Origin of the sequence: Halomonas sp. MCCC 1A13316, from assembly GCF_014931605.1 — a bacterium.
Lineage (GTDB): Bacteria > Pseudomonadota > Gammaproteobacteria > Pseudomonadales > Halomonadaceae > Halomonas.
The window spans coordinates 3,827,303-3,842,511 of the sequence record NZ_CP053382.1 but is presented as its reverse complement, the minus strand read 5'-3'; the positions used below and the strand labels follow the sequence as shown (position 1 = coordinate 3,842,511).

Sequence of the window (15,209 nt, the reverse complement as noted above, 5' to 3'; positions counted from 1 at the left end):
TCTCCTTGCGCCGATGAACGGGCTTTCAGGCCGAGCGCCAAGCGGGGCGACAGGCGAGAATGCGCTGATGGACCGGACAGTCGTCGCGGTGGGCACCTGGCAGGTAGCCGGTGCTCATCAGGAACTCGCCTACGATTTCGGGGCCGGTGAAGCGAAAGGTCCGGCGGAACAGCTTGACCCAGTCGGCCAACGGCAACGGATGGTGGTAGTCGAGCCAGCCGGCGAAGCTGCCGTGCTGATCGCGCAGCGCCTGGATCACGCCGGCGTTGTGAATCGTCGCCTCGACCTTGAGCCGGTTGCGGATGATGCCGGCGTCGTCCAGCAGGCTGGCGCGCTCCGCATCGCCGAAAGCCGCGACCCGGTCGATAGCGAAACCGGCGAAGGCGTGGCGAAACGCGTCTCGCTTCTTCAGCACGGTCAGCCACGAGAGGCCGGCCTGGTTGATCTCCAGCACGAGGCGCTCGAACAGCGCCGTGTCGTCTTCAACCGGGAAGCCGTACTCATCCTCGTGGTAGGGTCCATGCCAAGGATGGCCTGGGGCAATATCGCAATAGTGCGCCATTTCTGCTCTCTTTTCCTTGTGTGAGGTCTTGGCAAGCCAATGGCGGCTTGTCAAGATCCCATCCATTATGGCGTCGCAACGCATCAGGAGCCGTTGATATGAAGATCCTACCCGCAATACGCAAGGCCCGAAAGAAGACGCTGCTCTCCACCCTGGGGGGAGGGTTGCTGGCCACTTATGCCATCGTGGCCTCTATCACTGCTTCGCAGGCCGCGCCCCTGGTCGAAATGTACCAGGACCCCAATTGCGGCTGCTGCTCGGCCTGGGCCGAACATCTCGAGGAAGAGGGCTTCGAGGTGCGCCAGCACCAGACCAGCGACATGCGCGCGGTAAAGATCGAGCACGGCATTACGCCGGAACTCGCTTCCTGCCACACGGCGCTGGTCGAAGGCTACGTGATCGAGGGTCACGTGCCCGCCGCCGATATCAAGCGGCTGCTCGAGGAAAAGCCCGATGTGGCGGGACTGACCGTGCCTGGAATGCCTCACGGCTCGCCGGGCATGGAGACAGGCCGCTACGATGATTACTCGGTGCTGACCTGGCGCCATGAGGACAGGACGCCGAACATTTTCAACGAATATACTCACGACTGACTTCGCCAGAAGACAAGGAGAGGTTCATGCAGTATCTGCACACCATGGTGCGCGTCAGCGATCTGGACGCATCGCTGCGCTTCTATTGCGATCTGCTGGGGCTGGTGGAGGTTCGCCGCAAGGAGAACGAGAAGGGCCGCTTTACCCTGGTCTTCCTGGCCGCGACAGAGGACGCGCCGCGCTCCGAGCGACTCAAGGCGCCCGAGCTCGAGCTGACCTGGAACTGGGATCCGGAGGAGTACAGCGGCGGACGCAGCTTCGGACACCTGGCCTATCGCGTCGACGATATCTATGCGCTATGCGAGCGCCTGCAGGCGGCTGGGGTGACCATTAACCGGCCGCCACGCGACGGCCATATGGCTTTCGTACGCAGCCCCGATGGCATATCCATCGAGCTGCTGCAGAAAGGGGAGCCGTTGCCGGCCCGGGAGCCTTGGGCCTCGATGGAAAATACCGGCTCTTGGTAGAAGGTGTTTACATACGATTGCGCCTGGCCGTACGGCGTGAACTCAGCCTTATAGAGAAGTAGAAAGTCCATGAAGATGACGCTTGTGGCCCGCCTGGGCCTGATGTTGGCGACCGCGGCCCTGCTGGCGGCTTGCGGGAGCCAGCCCTCCGGGCCGATACGCGATGACGGCCCTCGTGTCTCCAGTGACCATCCCGTGGTGGGGCAGCGCTGGAACCTGCTGTTGGTGGGTACCGACGAACGGCTTTCCATGCCCGAGACGCCACATTTCGTGGTTTCACCCGATGGCCGCGTGACGGGCAGCGATGGCTGCAACGAACTCAATGGTCGGGTGAGCCTCGATACCGGAAACCGCATAAACTTCGATGAACTGGCCGCCACTCGCCGGGGCTGTCCGAAGCTCGACGATGCCCGGCGCATCAGCGGGATGATGGAGAACGCCTACCGTTTCCTCATCGACCACGACCGGCTGGTGTTCTTCGGACCGGATCAGCGCGTGTTGGGCGGTTGGCGCAGAGCGAACTAGGTCTGAGCCAAGGCTACTGCATGTACCAACCGTGACTGACCACCACCGACTGGCCGGTCAGGGCCGCCGTGGGGAAAGCGGCCAGGTGCAGCGCCACTTCGGCGCTGTCCTCCAGCGTGGTGAACTCGCCGTCGACGGTGTCCTTGAGCATCACGTCGCGCACCACGGCTTCCTCGGTCATTCCCAGCGCCTCGGCCTGCTCGGGGATCTGCCGATCCACCAGCGGCGTGCGCACGAACCCGGGGCAGATCACGTTGGCGCGCACCCGGTGCGCCGCGCCCTCCTTGGCAACGGTGCGGCACAGGCCCAGCAGGCCGTGCTTGGCCGCCACATAGGGAGCCTTGAGCGGCGAGGCAAGTTTGCTGTGCACCGAGCCCATGTAAATCAGACTGCCGCCGTTCTCCTGGCGATACATCTGACGCAGGGCGGCACCGGTGACCAGGAAGGCGCCGTCCAGGTGTACCGCCATCACGCGGCGCCAGCGGCTCCAGGTCGTCGAACACGATGAAGGCCACCGCGCCGTTGACCCGGCCGTTGGTGGGGTCGTGCAGCGGCAGTCGCGTGACCACCAACTGACGGGACTGGTACTCCATGATGTCGAGCAAAATGGGACGCCCGCTGCGCACTACCTCGGGCATGCGGGTATGGGGAATCACCTGGTTGACCGGGCGACCGATGACGCTGGTGGGATCGTCGATGCCCAGCAGCCGACAGTAGCAGGCATTGATCCAGACCAGCCGGCTCGTCTCGTCGACCAGGATCGCCCCGGCGCTGTTTCGCTCGAGCAGCGGGAACAGCGGCCGGATCGCCTTGAGGGTCAAGCCTTGGCTATGGCTGGCCATGGTGCTGTCTTCTCAAGGCATTCACATCGTCTCCTGGCGGCGGTGTCGGGCCGCTAAATCGGCCCGCGGCGGCTTGGGCCGCTGATCCGGTCGTGGCGGTTTCGGGCCGCTGATCCGGACGCGGCGGCTTCGGGCCGCTGATCAGAGCGCAGCGATCTTGTCGCGCTGTTCGACCAGCAGGGTGCGGGCCGCCTGGTACTCCTTGAGCTTGCCGCGCTCCTTCTCGACCACCGCCTCCGGCGCCTTGGCGACGAAGCTCTCGTTACCGAGCTTCTTCTCGATGCCGCCGATCAGCTTGTCCTGCTTGTCGATCTCCTTGGCCAGGCGGGCGAGTTCCGCCTCCTTGTCGATCAGGTCGGCCATGGGTACCAGCACCTCCATGTCGCCGACCAATTGAGTGGCCGAGAGCGGCGCCTCGCTCGGGTCGTCGAGCCAGGTGGCGCTCTCCAACTTGGCCAGCTTGGCCAGGAACGGGCGGTTGGCCTCGAGACGCTCACGGTCGGTGTCGCTGCCCTTGGTCAGCAGCACCTCCAGCGGCTTGCCCGGAGCGATGTTCATCTCGGCGCGAATGTTGCGCACCGCGACGATCACGCCCTTGAGCCACTCGATGTCGCGGGTCGCCTGCTCGTCGATCTTGTCGTGCTCCGGCTGCGGCCAGGGCTGGTTCATGATCGATGCGGAGCCTTCTGCCGCAGCCTTGCCCGCCAGCGGCGCCACGCGCTGCCAGATCTCCTCGGAGATGAACGGCATCATCGGGTGGGCCAGGCGCAGGATGGCTTCCAGCACGCGCACCAGGGTGCGGCGGGTGCCGCGCTTGGCAGCAGGCGAGGCGTTGTCGTCCCACAGCACCGGCTTGGAGAGCTCCAGGTACCAGTCGCAGTATTCGTTCCAGACGAACTCGTAAAGCGCTTGGGAGGCGTGGTCGAAGCGGTACTCCTCCATGGCCTTGGTGACCTGGGCCTCGGTCTGCTGCAGGCGCGAGACGATCCAGCGGTCGGCCAGCGACAGCTCGACGTCGCCGCCCTGACCTTCGAGAGAGGCTCCGCAGTCCTCGCCCTCGGCGTTCATCAGCACGTAGCGCGAGGCGTTCCACAGCTTGTTGCAGAAGTTGCGGTAGCCGTCGAGGCGGCCCATGTCGAACTTGATGTCGCGTCCGGTAGTGGCCTGGGAGAGGAAGGTGAAGCGCAGCGCGTCGGTGCCGTGGGGCTCGATGCCCTCGGGGAACTCGTCGCGGGTGGCCTTGGCGATCGCCTTGGCCTTCTGCGGCTGCATCATGTTGCCGGTGCGTTTCTCCAGCAGCGTGTCGAGCTGAATGCCATCGATCAGGTCGATGGGGTCGAGCACGTTACCCTTGGACTTGGACATCTTCTGGCCCTGGCCGTCGCGCACCAGGCCGTGGACGTAGACGGTCTTGAACGGCACCTCGTCCATGAACTTCAGGGTCAGCATGATCATCCGCGCGACCCAGAAGAAGATGATGTCGAAGCCGGTGACCAGCACGCTGGAGGGGTGGAAGGTCGCCAGCTCCGGGGTCTTTTCCGGCCAGCCCAGGGTGCCGAAGGTCCACAGGCCCGAACTGAACCAGGTGTCGAGCACGTCCTCGTCTTGAGTCAGGGGCACGTCGGCAGCGAGGCCGTGCTTCTCACGCGCCTCGGCCTCGCTGCGGGCGACATAGACGTTGCCCTCACTGTCGTACCACGCGGGTATGCGATGGCCCCACCACAGCTGGCGCGAGATGCACCAGTCCTGCAGGTCGCGCATCCACGAGAAGTACATGTTCTCGTAGTTCTTGGGCACGAACTGGATGTCGCCGTTCTCCACTGCCTCGATGGCGGGCTTGGCCAGGCTCTCCACGGCGACGAACCACTGGTCCGTGAGCAGCGGCTCGATGACGTCGCCGCTGCGGTCGCCATAGGGCAGGGTGTTGTTGACCGTCTCGATCTGTTCGAGCAGGCCGGCGGCCTCCATGTCGGCGACGATCTGCTTGCGCGCCTCGAAGCGGTCGAGCCCGGCGTACGCTTCGGGCAGGCTGGGGTCGATCTCCGGCAACGGACGGCCTTGGATGTCGAAGGCCTCGGCCTTCGGCAGGATCGCCGCGTCCTGGGTGAAGACGTTGATCAGCGGCAGGCCCTGGCGGCGGCCGACTTCGTAATCGTTGAAATCGTGGGCCGGGGTGATCTTCACGCAGCCGGAGCCCTTCTCCATGTCGGCGTGTTCATCGGCGACGATGGGGATGCGCCGGCCGACCAGCGGCAGTTCGACGAACTTGCCGATCAGCGAGGCGTAGCGTGCATCATCGGGGTTGACCGCCACGCCGGTGTCGCCGAGCAGGGTTTCGGGGCGGGTGGTGGCGACGACCAGATAGTCGAGGCCGGCATCGGTCTTGACGCCGTCGGCCAGCGGGTAGCGGAAGTGCCAGAACTGGCCCTGCTGGTCGCGGTTCTCCACTTCGAGATCGGAGATGGCGGTGTGCAGGGTCGGGTCCCAGTTGACCAGGCGCTTGCCGCGATAGATCAGGGCCTCTTCATAGAGCCGCACGAAGACTTCCTGCACCGCCTTGTAGAAACCGTCGTCCATGGTGAAGCGTTCGCGGGACCAGTCGACGCTGGCGCCCATGCGACGCAGCTGGCGGGTGATATGGCCGCCGGACTCGTGCTTCCACTCCCACACCTTGTCGATGAACGCCTCGCGGCCCAGGTCGTGGCGCGTCTTGCCTTCCTCGGTGGCGACCTTGCGTTCCACCAGCATTTGCGTCGCGATGCCGGCGTGGTCGGTGCCCACCTGCCACAGGGTGTTGTTGCCCTGCATGCGCTTCCAGCGGATCAGCGTGTCCATGATGGTGTCCTGGAACGCGTGGCCCATGTGCAGGCTGCCGGTCACGTTGGGCGGCGGGATCATGATCGAATAGGGTTCGCCCTTGCCCGAGGGGGCGAAGCGGCCGTCGGCCTCCCAGCGCTCGTACCAGCGGGATTCGATCTGCTCGGGTTGGTAGGTCTTGTCCATGGGGCGTTCCGGGTCCAGAAATGAGCGCCGCCGGATCGTGTCGCCGGGCGGCAGGAAAATCGTCGAAGCGGTCGAAAAATGGGCTCGATTATAGCGCGAGTAGAGAGTTGGCGTCAGCCGCGCAGCTGATGTGCTTTGACGGGATAACCGCGCTGCTTGTAGGTCTGCCAGCATTCGCGCTTGGCGACGAGCACATGTTGGTGCTGGTTGATGATCTCGGCGACGCGCTCGAAGCGCGAGAACCACTCGGGAATGCCCGGATCGAGGTTGAGCAGCGCCATGGGCGCTTCCGGGCTCGGCTCGGGAGGCTGCTGCCAGCCGATGGTCACCGCCACACTGTCGGCCATATCGCTACCGAGCAGGGCGTGGGGCAGGTAGGCGTCGGGGCGGAAGGTCCACAGCCGCTCGTCGAGATCGGTAGCCATGGCCTCATCTTCGACGTGCAGGTGCAGCCGGAACCCCTTGCCGGCGATGGTCTCGGCCAGCCGGCAGGCGAAATCGAGCCGTGCCTCGAGGGTAGTATCCGGGAGGATGTAAAAATCGACTTGGGTCATCTGGAATCTGCCTGGGGGCTTTCCCGCAGGACAGGCCGTCGCGGAGGCGCTGTGAATACTTCCCTGTACGCTACCGACGCCATCCCTGGCGTAGGACCTCCGCGTCGGCCTGCCCTCCGGCGCCCCCGCCACGATGGCAGGGGCCGCGGGTCCAGGTGGACGTCATTTGTCCACCACTGGGCTTCTGAGATCACACCAGGCGGGTCAACCAACCATGCGTATCCTCGGCGCGACCGTACTGCAGGTCGAGCAGCTTGGCGCGCAGGCGCTTGGCCACCTCGTTGCCTTCGTCGGGCATGCGGATGGTGTCGTCCTCGCTGATCAACTGGCCCACCGGGGTGATCACCGCGGCGGTACCGCAGGCGAAGACTTCGGTGATCTCGCCGGAGGCCACGCCTTCACGCCATTCGTCGATGCTGATGGCGCGCTCTTCCGGGGTGAAGCCTTCGTCGCGGCCGAGGGTCAGTACCGAGTCGCGGGTCACTCCCTCGAGGATGGTGTCGGTCAGGCGCGGAGTGACCAGGCGACCGTCCTTGTAGACGAAGAACAGGTTCATGCCGCCCAGTTCCTCGATCCACTTGTTCTCGGCGGCGTCGAGGAAGGCGACCTGGCCGCAGCCGTGCTTCTCGGCTTCCTTCTGGGCGGCCAACGATGCGGCGTAGTTGCCGCCGCACTTGGCGAAGCCGGTGCCGCCGGGGGCGGCGCGCTTGTAGTGAGAGGAGAGCCAGATCGATACCGGGGCGATGCCGCCCTTGAAGTAGGCGCCGGCGGGAGACGCGATGACGTAGTAGTCGACTTCCTTGGCCGGGCGCACGCCGAGGAATTTCTCGCTGGCGATCATGAACGGGCGCAGGTAGAGGCTCGATTCGTCGGCCTCGCTGCTGGGCGTCGGCACCCAGGTGTGGTCCTGGGCGAGCAGGGCCTTGAGCGAGCCGATGAAGTCTTCGTCGCTGAGTTCGGGCAGCGCCAGGCGACGTGCGCTGCGGCGGAAGCGCTCGGCGTTCTTCTCCGGGCGGAACGACCACACCGAGCCGTCGGCATGGCGATAGGCCTTGATGCCCTCGAAGATTTCCTGGCCGTAGTGCAGTACGGCGGCTGCCGGGTCTAAGGTCAGCGGCCCGTAGGGGCGCACCTCGTGGCCGTGCCAGCCGGACTCGGACGTCCAGCGCACGTGGGCCATATGATCGCTGAAGTACTGGCCGAAGCCGGGGCTGGCGAGGATGTCGTCGCGAATGTTGGCTGCCACAGGTGTAGCGTTGGGCAGCGTCTCGAAGGTAGCGTTGGGCACGGCAAAAGGGTCTCCGCTATGCCGGGATTCCGGCGTTTTCTTGGGCTTCTACGGCGCACCGGGTCGACCGACCCGGTGCGCGCAATGCGTCAGATGTAACGGTTGTCGCCTGCGTTGGCAACCTTGGCAACGTCAGTCGTCGTTCTCGACCTGGCGCGTCTCTTCCTCGCGGTCAAGCAGGTACTGGGTCAGCAGGCCCACCGGACGGCCGCTGGCGCCTTTCTGCTTGCCCGAGGTCCAGGCGGTACCGGCGATGTCCAGGTGCGCCCAGGGGAACTTTTCGGCGAAGCGCGAGAGGAAGCACGCGGCGGTGATGGTGCCGGCCGGGCGACCGCCGATATTGGCCATGTCGGCGAAATTGGAGTCGAGCTGTTCCCTGTACTCGTCCCACAGCGGCAGGTGCCAGGCGCGGTCCCAGGCGGCTTCGCCGGCGTCGAGCAGGTCCAGCGCCAGGTCGTCGTCATTGGAGAGCAGGCCGGTGGCATGATGGCCCAGGGCGATGATCGCCGCCCCTGTGAGGGTGGCGATGTCGACCACGCTGGCGGGCTCGAAGCGCTCGGCATAGGTCAGCGCGTCGCACAGTACCAGGCGCCCTTCGGCGTCGGTGTTGAGCACCTCCACAGTGAGCCCCTTGAGCGTCTTGATGATGTCGCCGGGCTTGGTGGCGCGGCCGTCGGGCATGTTCTCGGCGGCGGCGGCAATGAACACCAGGTTCAGCTTGGGGCGGATGCCGAGTACCGCCTTGGCGGTGCCGAACACGCTGGCGGCGCCGCACATGTCGAACTTCATCTCGTCCATCGCCTCGCCGGGCTTGAGCGAGATGCCGCCGGTATCGAAGGTGATGCCCTTGCCTACCAGTACGTGGGGCGCCTCGTCGGCACTCACTGCGCCTTGATACTTCATGACGATCAGCCGCGAAGGCTGCTCGCTGCCACGGCCAACCGAGAGCAGGCTGTGGGCGCCGAGCTCTTCCAGCGCCGCTTCGTCGAGGATCTCGACCTCGAGCGCGCCGCCCGACTCGCGGCCCAGCTGTTCGGCCTGCTCGGCCAGATAGCTCGGCGTGCAAATGTTGCCCGGCAGGTTGCCCAGGGTGCGGGTATAGGCAACGCCCTGGCCGATGGCGTTACCGATGCGCGCACCCTCACGGGCCTCGTCGGCAGTATCGCCGTCGCTGAGCAGCAGGGTGACGTTCTCAAGCCGCGGACGCGGGGCCTTCTCCGACTTGAATTCGTCGAAAAGATAGACGGCTCGCTGTGCTGCCTCCGCGGTCATGCGGGCCTTCCAGGCGACGCTGCGCTCGGGTACCGGCACGTCGGTGAAGGCTACGGCGACGTCCTCGGCCGGCAGCCCGGCGACGGCGGTGAAAGCGGCATCCAGGGCCTTGATGAAGGCGCGCTCCTGACACTTCTCGCGCGTGCCCAGCCCCACCAGCATCAGGCGATCGGCACTCAGGCCGGGGGCGAAGGGGACGAGTTGTACATTACCCAGTTTGGCGTCGAAGTCGCCGCGCTCGATCAGCTGGCCGATCAGCCGCTCGCTGGCGTCGTCGAGCTTGGCGGCGGCGGGCAGCAGGTCGCCGTCCTTGAAAACCGGGACCACGAGGCAGGCCGATTCGGCCTTGGCGGGATTGGCCGTCTGAACTGGGAATTCCATGGTGACTCCACAAGACAAGCGATGGGGGATTCTGGATAATGCCGGCACGGCTCCAGGCCACTGCCGAATCACCCAAGTGTACTCAAGGCATGGCGCCATTGCATGGAAGACCGCTGCATGATCATTTTTCGATACCTTACCCGCGAGATCCTGCTCACCATGGCCGCCGTTGCCGGCGTGCTGCTGCTGGTCATCATGGGCAGTCGCTTCATCCGCTATTTCACCGAGGCCGCGGAGGGCGACATTCCCGCCACCATCCTCGGCAGTTTGATGCTCTTTCACCTGCCCGGCTTTCTCGAGCTGATCCTGCCGCTGGCCTTCTTTCTCGGCATTCTGCTGGCATACGGTCAGCTCTATCTCAACAGTGAGATCACCGTGCTGGTGGCCTGCGGTATCAGCCCCGCCCGGCTGTTTCAGGTCAGCCTGGTGCCGGCGACCCTGGTGGCGGTAGTGGTGGGGCTGTGCAGTCTGTGGCTGACCCCGGCCGGCGCACTGCACAATGCCGTAATGCTCGAGGAGCAGAGCAGCCAGATTGACTTCACCGCCCTGGCTCCGGGACGCTTCCAGGACTTCGGCGGCGGTCGCACCGCCTATACCGAATCTTTCAGCGACGATGGCAGCCGCATGCAGGAAGTCTTCATCAGCGAGCGCCAGCGCCGCCGCGACGGCTCGCCCGAGACTGCCGTGACGCGTGCCGGTAGCGGCTATCAGACCGTCGATCACGAGACCGGCAGCCGCTTTCTGGTTCTGGCCGATGGCGAGCGCTACAGCGTCGAGCCGGGGCGCTTCGAAGCCGAGCGGCTAAAATTCGAGACCTATGCCGTGCGTCTTTCTCTCGCCGCTGAGCAGCGAGAGCTGGAGTCGGCCGAGTACGCTACCACTGCCGAGCTGTTCGGCGACGACTCCGAGCGAGCCCACGCCCAGTTGCAGTGGCGACTCTCGCTACCGCTGATGGTCTTTATCCTGACCTTGATGGCGATGCCGCTCTCGCGGGTCAATCCGCGCCAGGGCCGTTTCGCCAAGCTGTTGCCGGCGATCTTTCTGCACATTTGCTACCTCAGCCTGCTGTTGGCAGCGCTGGATGCCATCGGTCGCGGATCGCTGTCGCCGATGATCGGCATGTGGCCGATCCATCTCGTGTTCCTGGCGCTTGGCCTTGGGCTGCTGATGCATAACCAGCGCAGGGGGATGCGTTGATGCTGACGGACCGTCTCGACCGCTATATTGCGCGCAACGTGCTGGGGGCGATCCTCGTCGTTCAGGTCGTCCTGCTTGGCCTCGACCTGGTGATCACTTACATCAACGACCTGGGCGACGTCGAAGGCAACTATGGGGCTCTCCAGGTGCTGCTCTTCCTGCTGATGCGCCTGCCCTGGCGCTTCTACCAGTATGCGCCGGTAGGCGTGCTTATCGGGGCGCTGATCGGCCTGGGCAGCATGGCCTCGAGCAACGAGCTGACGGTGATGCGAGCGGCCGGGCGCTCATTGGCCCGCATCCTGTGGGGCGTGATGAAGCCGATCATTCTGGTGGTGGCCATCCTGCTCTTGATTGCCGAATTCGTCAGCCCGCGCACCGAACAGTACGCTAGCGCCTGGCGCCTGGAGCAGATGCAAGGAGAGGGTGCATTGCTGACGCAGAGTGGCGGTTGGCAGCGCGAGGGGGATAGCATCTACCGGTTCGGTGCCATCCGTGCCGATGACACGGTTCTCGACCTGACCCGCTACGTCTTCGACGACAGGAGGCTGCGCGAAGCCGTGCAAGCGTCGCGTGCGTCCTGGGAAGGCGATCGCTGGATGCTCGAAGAAGTGAAGATCACGCGCTTCGGCGACGACCGTACCGAGGCCGAGACGCACGAACGACTGAGATGGGATACGTCCCTGACTCCCGACCAGCTCAACCGTTTGCTCCGCGATATCGACAGCCAAGCCCCGAGCGAGCTATGGGCCTACTCGCGCTATTTGTTGTCCCAGGGGCAGCAGGCCACCCAACCGCTGCTCTATTTCTGGCAGAAGATGTTGATGCCACTGACCATGGCCTCGCTGGTGCTGGTCGCGGCGTCATTCGTGTTCGGTCCGCTGCGCACCGTGGCCGCCGGCACGCGGGTGTTCTACGGCGTGATCGTCGGGTTGTCGTTCAAGTACCTGCAGGACCTGCTGGCGCCGGCCTCCACCGTATTCGGCTTCTCACCGGTGTGGGCGGTGCTGGCGCCTACGCTGCTCTGCGCCGCCTTGGGCTTTTATCTGCTGCGTCGCTCGGGCTAGCGGCGCGCTCGGCATGGACCTGAAACAAGGGACGATAATGCAACGACGATTCGATCAGCTCGACGATGTGTGGCCCGCCGGCCTGGGGCGGCGTCTGGGCGCCATGCTCTACGATGCCCTGCTGGTCCTGGCGATCTGGATCTTGATCGCCGTGCTGCACGTGGCCTTCGTACGCCTGGTCCTGGGGCTGGATGCCGAGCTGGTGGGACAGGGCGCGCCACAGCGCCTGACCCTGCAATTGGCGTTGCTGGTAGGGGCGTTCGTGTTCTTCGCCTTTTCCTGGATGCGCGGCGGCATGACCCTGGGCATGCAAGCCTGGCGCCTGCGCGTACAGACTCGCAGTGGCCACTCGATCACCCTGCACCAGAGCCTGGTGCGCTATTTGGTTGCCTGGCTTTCACTGGCCGCCTTCGGGCTCGGTTATTTCTGGGTGCTGTTCGACAGCGAACGCCGCAGCTGGCCAGATATCGCTTCGGGCACGCGTATCGTGGTCATTCCCAAGGCGAGCCGTCGCTAGTGCCAGGCTGACCTGGATCAAAAAAACGTCGCTTTCCTCTTGCGATAGCCTATGCGAATCATTTACATTGCCTCTTGTAAGCACAGCGAGGTGAATGTCGATGTACGTATGTCTTTGCAAGGGCGTATCGGACCGCAAGATTCGTGAGAGCGTCGAAGGCGGTGCCCGTAGCTGGCGTGAGGTTCAGCAGGAAACCGGCTGCGGTACTCAGTGCGGCAAGTGCGCCTGTGTCGGCAAGACCATCACCCGCGAAGCCGTCAAGGCCGAATTGATGGCCTCGGCCAGCGATCTCGCCTACGCCGTGTAGTGTTTTCAGCCGCTGCCAGCGGCTGTCGTTGCCAATCTCTCTCATTCTTGTTGCCATTAATCCAACCGACTGTCTCGGTTGGATTTTTTGCGCGTTTGTGCTGATACTGCCTATTATGATTCGCTGAGCGTGACGCAACGCCAAGACAGGCCCAAGGCCGAGACGAAGAGAAGGGAGAAAGGCAATGAAAGGCGATGCCAAGGTCATCGAATACCTCAACAAGTCCCTCGGCAATGAGCTGGTGGCAATCAACCAGTACTTCCTGCATGCCAAGATGTACAAGGACTGGGGGCTCAAGGCACTGGCCAAGTGGGAGTACGATGAGTCGATCGACGAAATGAAGCATGCCGACAAGCTGATCGAGCGCATCCTGTTCCTCGAGGGCGTGCCCAACTTGCAGGACCTCGGCAAGCTGCACATCGGCGAGAACGTGCGCGAGATGCTCGAGAGCGATCTCAAGATCGAGCACGAGGGGCGTAACGACTACATCGAGGCCATCGCCTACTGCGAGCAGGTCAAGGACTACGTATCCCGTGATCTGTTCCGCCATATCCTCGCCGACGAGGAGGAGCACATCGATCATATCGAGACCGAACTCGGCCTGATCGACAAGGTCGGCATCGAGAATTACATGCTGCGCCAGATGCAGGAAGCCGGCGACGAGTGACGTTGCGGTCGCTTATGATCTCTCCGGCGCCTCAGGGCGCCGGTTTCGTTTGTGAGCCCTTGGCTAGAAAGCCTTTTCAAGATCGAAGCGCGGTACCGGTTCGCCGCGTACCTCGACGGTCTCGGTGAACATCTCCAAGGGCCGCACCCACAGGCCGTAGTCGCCATACAGCGCGCGATAGACCACTAGCAGCTCCTCGGTCTCGCTGTGGTGGGCGACACCGAGAACCTCGTAGCGATTGCCCTTGTAGTGGCTGTAGATCCCCGGGACGGGGAGGGGCTGGGACATCGCGTGGACTCCAGTCAGGGGGCTATGTCGTTGTTGGCGGCCGCCTTGGCCAGCCGTGCAAGAACCCGCGAGGCGGCAACGAAGCCGAAGCCGCCGGTGACGAAGGTGGCCGCACCCACTCCTGAGGCGCAGTCTAGCCGGGTCGACTCGCCGCTTGCGGGCTTCTGCAGGCAGACCTCGCCACCCGGGCCCGGATAAACCAGTTGCTCGTCAGAATAGACGCATTCGACGGAGAAGCGCCGCTTTGGGTTGCGTGAAAAGCCATGGTCGCGGCGCAGACGTGCACGAACCTTGGCCAGCAGAGGATCATGTTCGGTGCGCGAAAGGTCGGCCACCTTGATACGCGTGGGGTCTGTCTGGCCGCCGGCGGCGCCGGCGACGACGATGGGCAGCTTGCGCCGCCGGCACCAGTGGATCAGCGCGGCCTTGGCCACCACGCTGTCGATGGCATCGATCACATGGTCGGCGTCGTCCGGGATGCGCTGGGCCAGGTTGGTCGGGGTGACGAAGGCGGTATCGGCCACGACCTCGATGCCGGGCTGTATCGCCCGGCAGCGCTCGGCCAGAACTTCCACCTTGGGGCGGCCGATGGTGCCGTCCAGTGCGGGCAACTGGCGATTGACATTGGAGACGCAGACGTCGTCGAGGTCGATCAGCGTAAGGCGGCCGATACCCGAGCGTGCCAGCGCTTCCACTGCCCAACTGCCGACGCCGCCTACCCCGACCACCACCACATGGGCACTGCGAAAGCGTTCGAGAGCACGGGCGCCGTAGAGGCGCCTGATGCCACCGAAGCGGAAGTCATAATCATCCTGAGCTGGCGGGGCGGCATCGTGTGGGCGTAGCGAGGCGGTCATGGTGGCGTATCGAATCTCCGGCTCAGGCGGTGTCAGGTTGTGGTGGACGGTGCAATGTCGAGGCGGCAGGCGCTATCGACAGGCAGATGACCGGCCCAGCCAAAGTGCTGGAACAGAGCCGTCATGGTGGCATCCAGCGCACAGCTCAATGCCAGCCCATGCTCGCCCACAGGGTGATCGAAGCTCAAGCCAACCGCCGCCAGCAACAGCCGCGGGCAGCCCAGGCGTTCGGCGAAAAAACGATTGTGGTTACCCTTGCCATGCTTGGCATCGCCGATGATCGGATAGCCCCGCCGCGACAGGTGTCGGCGAATCTGATGGCGGCGACCGGTCAGCGGACGCACATCCATCAGCGAGTAGCGGCTGGCAGGATAGCGATCCACTTGAACCGGCAGCTCCACGCCATCCAGTCGCCTGATCTCGGTCAGCGCCTCCAGCGGCGGCATCTCCGCCTTGGGACGGCTGCCATCCTCCTCGCGCAGGGCATAGTCCAGCCATTCGTGCTCTGGACCGGTACCGCGCACCACGGCGAGGTAGCGCTTGGTGACCCGGCGCTGGGTGAAGGTTTCCCCCAGACGGGCCGCGCTGGCCGGATCCAGGGCAAAGATCATCACGCCCGAGGTAGGGCGATCGAGCCGATGGACCGGGTAGACGCGTTGGCCCAACTGGTTGCGCAGGCGTTGCAGCAAGAACTCGCTCACCCCGCCTGCCAGCTTGGAGCGGTGCACCAGCAATCCCGCTGGCTTGTGTACCGCGACCAGTTGCTCGTCCCGATAAAGAATAGTCAGGGGTTCCGTCATTGCGACCCGAATCTGCTTGCGAGGG

General features: G+C 64.5%; 18 protein-coding genes. 9 read left to right on the top strand and 9 right to left on the bottom strand.

Annotation, left to right across the window (positions count from 1 at the left end):
* Positions 1-25: 25 nt before the first annotated feature.
* The gene (locus tag HNO52_RS17785) at positions 26-562 is read right to left on the bottom strand and encodes a DNA-3-methyladenine glycosylase I (RefSeq protein WP_197566556.1); all 537 of its coding nucleotides are present in this window, start codon (positions 560-562) and stop codon (positions 26-28) included.
* 98 nt (positions 563-660) lie between these two features.
* On the opposite strand from HNO52_RS17785, the gene HNO52_RS17780 reads away from it, so the two are divergent.
* The 3 genes from HNO52_RS17780 to HNO52_RS17770 all read left to right on the top strand — a co-directional run bounded on the left by HNO52_RS17780 (position 661) and on the right by HNO52_RS17770 (position 2,147).
* The gene (locus HNO52_RS17780) at positions 661-1,155 is read left to right on the top strand and encodes a DUF411 domain-containing protein (RefSeq protein WP_197566555.1); all 495 of its coding nucleotides are present in this window, start codon (positions 661-663) and stop codon (positions 1,153-1,155) included.
* 26 nt (positions 1,156-1,181) lie between these two features.
* Entirely contained in the window at positions 1,182-1,622 is a 441-nt protein-coding gene (gene gloA / locus HNO52_RS17775; RefSeq protein WP_197566554.1) for a lactoylglutathione lyase, read from the top strand.
* A 69-nt stretch (positions 1,623-1,691) separates the two neighbouring features.
* Complete coding sequence (locus tag HNO52_RS17770; RefSeq protein ID WP_197566553.1) at positions 1,692-2,147, top strand: META domain-containing protein; 456 nt, start codon at positions 1,692-1,694, stop codon at positions 2,145-2,147.
* Positions 2,148-2,160: 13 nt separating this feature from the next.
* On the opposite strand, the gene HNO52_RS17765 is transcribed toward HNO52_RS17770, so the two are convergent.
* Positions 2,161-2,616: an SDR family oxidoreductase gene (locus HNO52_RS17765; RefSeq protein WP_232090381.1), complete on the bottom strand. Its 456-nt coding sequence runs from the start codon at positions 2,614-2,616 to the stop codon at positions 2,161-2,163.
* A 122-nt stretch (positions 2,617-2,738) separates the two neighbouring features.
* Between HNO52_RS17765 and HNO52_RS21270 the strand changes: the two genes are divergently transcribed.
* Positions 2,739-2,864 carry a hypothetical protein gene (locus HNO52_RS21270; RefSeq protein ID WP_269476066.1) on the top strand — a complete coding sequence of 42 codons (126 nt, stop codon included), beginning with the start codon at positions 2,739-2,741 and terminating at the stop codon, positions 2,862-2,864.
* 266 nt (positions 2,865-3,130) lie between these two features.
* Here the strand turns inward: HNO52_RS21270 and HNO52_RS17760 are convergent, their stop codons facing one another.
* The 4 genes from HNO52_RS17760 to HNO52_RS17745 all read right to left on the bottom strand — a co-directional run bounded on the left by HNO52_RS17760 (position 3,131) and on the right by HNO52_RS17745 (position 9,487).
* Positions 3,131-5,992 carry a valine--tRNA ligase gene (locus HNO52_RS17760; protein ID WP_197566552.1) on the bottom strand — a complete coding sequence of 954 codons (2,862 nt, stop codon included), beginning with the start codon at positions 5,990-5,992 and terminating at the stop codon, positions 3,131-3,133.
* A gap of 113 nt (positions 5,993-6,105) precedes the next feature.
* Positions 6,106-6,546: a DNA polymerase III subunit chi gene (locus HNO52_RS17755; protein WP_197566551.1), complete on the bottom strand. Its 441-nt coding sequence runs from the start codon at positions 6,544-6,546 to the stop codon at positions 6,106-6,108.
* Positions 6,547-6,736: 190 nt separating this feature from the next.
* Positions 6,737-7,834 carry a branched-chain amino acid aminotransferase gene (locus HNO52_RS17750; protein WP_197566550.1) on the bottom strand — a complete coding sequence of 366 codons (1,098 nt, stop codon included), beginning with the start codon at positions 7,832-7,834 and terminating at the stop codon, positions 6,737-6,739.
* A 132-nt stretch (positions 7,835-7,966) separates the two neighbouring features.
* The gene (locus tag HNO52_RS17745; protein WP_197566549.1) at positions 7,967-9,487 is read right to left on the bottom strand and encodes a leucyl aminopeptidase; all 1,521 of its coding nucleotides are present in this window, start codon (positions 9,485-9,487) and stop codon (positions 7,967-7,969) included.
* 117 nt (positions 9,488-9,604) lie between these two features.
* Here HNO52_RS17745 and lptF point away from each other — a divergent pair, with 117 nt between their 5' ends.
* From lptF to bfr, 5 genes are all read left to right on the top strand, one after another.
* On the top strand, positions 9,605-10,684 hold the full coding sequence (gene lptF / locus HNO52_RS17740) for an LPS export ABC transporter permease LptF (RefSeq protein WP_197566548.1): 1,080 nt from the start codon (positions 9,605-9,607) through the stop codon (positions 10,682-10,684).
* Positions 10,684-11,748 carry an LPS export ABC transporter permease LptG gene (lptG, locus tag HNO52_RS17735; RefSeq protein WP_197566547.1) on the top strand — a complete coding sequence of 355 codons (1,065 nt, stop codon included), beginning with the start codon at positions 10,684-10,686 and terminating at the stop codon, positions 11,746-11,748. The genes lptF and lptG overlap by 1 nt, the downstream gene beginning before the upstream one ends.
* 37 nt (positions 11,749-11,785) lie before the next feature.
* A complete protein-coding gene (locus HNO52_RS17730) occupies positions 11,786-12,265 on the top strand; it encodes an RDD family protein (RefSeq protein WP_197566546.1) in 480 nt (159 codons plus the stop codon).
* Between the two features lie 100 nt (positions 12,266-12,365).
* The gene (locus HNO52_RS17725; protein WP_197566545.1) at positions 12,366-12,572 is read left to right on the top strand and encodes a (2Fe-2S)-binding protein; all 207 of its coding nucleotides are present in this window, start codon (positions 12,366-12,368) and stop codon (positions 12,570-12,572) included.
* 184 nt (positions 12,573-12,756) lie between these two features.
* Entirely contained in the window at positions 12,757-13,239 is a 483-nt protein-coding gene (bfr, locus tag HNO52_RS17720; protein WP_197566544.1) for a bacterioferritin, read from the top strand.
* 63 nt (positions 13,240-13,302) lie between these two features.
* Here bfr and HNO52_RS17715 read toward each other — a convergent pair whose 3' ends face one another.
* From HNO52_RS17715 to HNO52_RS17705, 3 genes are read right to left on the bottom strand one after another with little or no spacing between them, the layout of a single operon-like run.
* A complete protein-coding gene (locus HNO52_RS17715; RefSeq protein WP_197566543.1) occupies positions 13,303-13,527 on the bottom strand; it encodes a DUF1653 domain-containing protein in 225 nt (74 codons plus the stop codon).
* Positions 13,528-13,541: 14 nt separating this feature from the next.
* Positions 13,542-14,384 (bottom strand): tRNA cyclic N6-threonylcarbamoyladenosine(37) synthase TcdA, encoded by an 843-nt coding sequence (tcdA, locus tag HNO52_RS17710; protein ID WP_197566542.1) that lies wholly within the window; start codon positions 14,382-14,384, stop codon positions 13,542-13,544.
* 32 nt (positions 14,385-14,416) lie between these two features.
* Positions 14,417-15,184, bottom strand: coding sequence for a pseudouridine synthase (locus tag HNO52_RS17705; protein WP_197566541.1), 768 nt, complete (start codon positions 15,182-15,184; stop codon positions 14,417-14,419).
* Positions 15,185-15,209 lie beyond the last annotated feature (25 nt).